This window comes from Methylocaldum sp. (genome assembly GCF_039794385.1).
GTDB lineage: Bacteria > Pseudomonadota > Gammaproteobacteria > Methylococcales > Methylococcaceae > Methylocaldum.
The window spans coordinates 1-2,806 of the sequence record NZ_JBDIVO010000484.1 but is presented as its reverse complement, the minus strand read 5'-3'; the positions used below and the strand labels follow the sequence as shown (position 1 = coordinate 2,806).

Sequence of the window (2,806 nt, the reverse complement as noted above, 5' to 3'; positions counted from 1 at the left end):
GGATTTCGCATAACCCGCCAAGGCTTCGTCGACGCTGTTGTCGACCACTTCCTGGACCAGGTGATTCGGGCGCGCGGTATCGGTGTACATGCCCGGCCGCTTCCGGACCGGGTCGAGTCCCGAGAGGACTTCGATGGATGAGGCGTCGTAAGTTTCGTTCATGGGGTCGAATTATGGATGACCATACATGTGAGCATAGGCAGTTTTGCCCATCGTCGTTTGCCAGGCATTAAATCGGGGGATGAATTTCCATCATGTAAACCAGCTAGGACATACCAAACAGCCGATACAGCCAGTTTACGAATCTCTGAGCCGTTGCAGTATGAGATTGAAGAGTATGCGCGGTAATGGCTTGACCCAAGGGACGGCCGGGTTCGTCTTGCAACGCGAGAAATGTATGAACTATCGCCTTGGAGTAATGAACTTCCTTAAAAGTGGCACATCCTTTTTGCTTTGCCAGTTCGATACACTCCCGAACTGTGATAACCGAACTTTTGCTGATCATTTCCGAGCAAAAATCCTCAAGCATTCCCGAATCTTGATTATTCGGCATCAGCCAAAAACCGACGCGCGTTTCCTCGTTGGCAGAGTCCAGTATAGTGCCGTCAGGTGTCGGGCTATCAGGAAAATCATACGCATAGTGAGCCAGTTTCCCTCGGATGATCGCCCACCGGCCACTTAAATCCGGCTTATCCGCATCGATCACAAGACCGACCACTCTAGGCGGATTGGGTTGTGAAATGAGCGCGTTCATGCGCCGAATGGCCTGATCGTCACTGCCGCACTCATAAATACCAAAAGTCTGTGGAACATTGAATTTCGCACAAAGCGCCAGGATGACATGGCAATCGTTTTGTCCCTCCACCAACAGTACGGCATCTCCTTCGTGCCTACACCAAGATGTCGTCACTAGCGAACCTCGACCGCCGTATCGAGAGCATCCGTGAGGGTATCGAGCGAATAGGCTCTCGCCTGTACCTGTCCCTGCTTGTTGGTGTCAAGCCTGAAAAAAGCGCCGAGGTTTTCATTTTCTTTCCAAGCCGCCTCAAAACCGTTTATGCAATCGCGGCTATGGGTGGTCGCAAAAACCTGAACGTCGAGCCGCTCGGCAAGCCGGAAGATAATTTTCCATACCGCGCTTTGCACGGACCAATGAAGACCGTTCTCAAACTCGTCAACCAAGAGAATGCCGCCCTTAGCTGCCGTAAGAGCCAAGACGATGTGAAAGAGCCGAGTAATACCGTCCCCCATACTGCGTAAGGGTAAAGGCTCGTCAGACAGGCTCGTGCGCACTAGCGGCACTCGTTCATCACGAAGAGAAACGGTGCTTTCAACGAACTGGATGCCGGTAATATGCGGATCAATCAGCCGGATGCCCGAAATTACTTCTTCTGCAAGATCGGTAAGCCCGATCATGTCCCAGAGCTTCGCAATTTTTCGGCCTTCCATGTTTCGTGTCGGCACCACCTGAATGGGACATTTCGCTTCAATTTCGAATAATGAGGATGAATAACTGCGTCGCATAACGCGTTCGAGATCATCATCCAAGCGCATTATTCGCCGAAACCTTTCTCCATCGCGCGCCATCAACGCCAACTCAATAGTGTCATCCGTTTCCCATAAGTCGGTTTGATTAACTGGGGTTCGAGTTAAATTACCTTGCTCGTCGGAAGCCACTCTAAAAGCGGCGGTAATGATATTGACCTGGTCTGCTGGCACGTCTATAGGACCGAGAACAACTCCCCGCTCGCCGATTCGCGGCAGCTCGTGCCCCAAAAAAAGGTGCCGGATCGGATTGCCGTAAAGCTGCCTGAATTCCACTTGGGCTTTGCCGCTCCAGGTTTCTTCCCGCGCTTTGACAAGGTTGAGCAAAGTTCGGGGAGAGGCATTGCTCGCATACACCTCGATTGCCTCGAGCAAGGCGCTTTTGCCGGAATTGTTCTTACCGACGAAAAGGTTTACACGGGCAAGCCGGTCAATTCTCAAACGATCGAAAAGCCGAAAATTCTCGGCGAGAAACGAATCAATCATGTGTGGCACCCGATGGTTTGCGGAAGACCGGTCGGGCAAAGGCTACTGCTTATCGTCGAACTCCTTTTTATCCGCCGGTATATACGGTATTAACCCTTTTTCGAAAGCGATTTCCTGAATTTCTCTCGGCGCTTGGCGGGCGTCGATTATCAGGCCGTTCACCCTAATCATCCAGGCTACCGGTTTTTTGTCCACTCTGCTGGCCAACTGCCATTCCAGGTTCAAGGGGGACATGCCCAAGATATCCCGCACCTGCCTGGATTTGGCGAGCGCGTTGCTCTGGCTGACCCCGAAAGCCCGATACAGTTCCAAGGCCGGCAGGGTCGGTGTCTGGCTAGGGTCGAACAGAAAATTGGTCGCGCCGATGGCGTGGGTAATACCGCATGCCCAGGAATCCGGTTTCCCCGTGCCCAGGGGCGATGGCCGCTTCCTGCATAGAGCCGCGGTTGCCCGACGTATGAGTCGCGCATATTCGTCATTCAAATGGCGCCGGGAGAAATCGTCAGTCAACGCAACAATAGCCGCGAACGTCTCGGCCATTGCTTTGGGCACTTGTTCCGATCTTGCCGTTTTGGCCATTGGATCACCTCACAAACCACATATCCCCGACCGGTCAGGCACAAATACCGCTTCGAATTCCTTCCAGGATTACATCGCCTCCAAAATCGCCCGCTTCACCGAATCCAGGGTCGCGTCCACCGTCACCGGTTTGGCCGTGCACTGGGAGATGGCCGTGTCGGGGTCCTTGAGGCCGTTGCCGGTGAGGGTGCAGACG

The 2,806-nt window shown here is 53.3% G+C and carries 3 protein-coding genes and 1 pseudogene; all 4 read right to left on the bottom strand.

Annotated elements, in window-relative coordinates; genetic code table 11:
* Positions 1 to 265: 265 nt before the first annotated feature.
* Entirely contained in the window at positions 266 to 865 is a 600-nt protein-coding gene (locus ABJK70_RS23115; protein WP_331852295.1) for a DUF3226 domain-containing protein, read from the bottom strand.
* Positions 866 to 909: 44 nt separating this feature from the next.
* Positions 910 to 2,031 carry an ATP-binding protein gene (locus tag ABJK70_RS23110; protein WP_119631563.1) on the bottom strand — a complete coding sequence of 374 codons (1,122 nt, stop codon included), beginning with the start codon at positions 2,029 to 2,031 and terminating at the stop codon, positions 910 to 912.
* A gap of 42 nt (positions 2,032 to 2,073) precedes the next feature.
* Positions 2,074 to 2,610 carry a DUF6398 domain-containing protein gene (locus tag ABJK70_RS23105; protein ID WP_119631562.1) on the bottom strand — a complete coding sequence of 179 codons (537 nt, stop codon included), beginning with the start codon at positions 2,608 to 2,610 and terminating at the stop codon, positions 2,074 to 2,076.
* A 69-nt stretch (positions 2,611 to 2,679) separates the two neighbouring features.
* Positions 2,680 to 2,806: pseudogene (locus ABJK70_RS23100) on the bottom strand (threonine synthase); the annotation flags it as partial.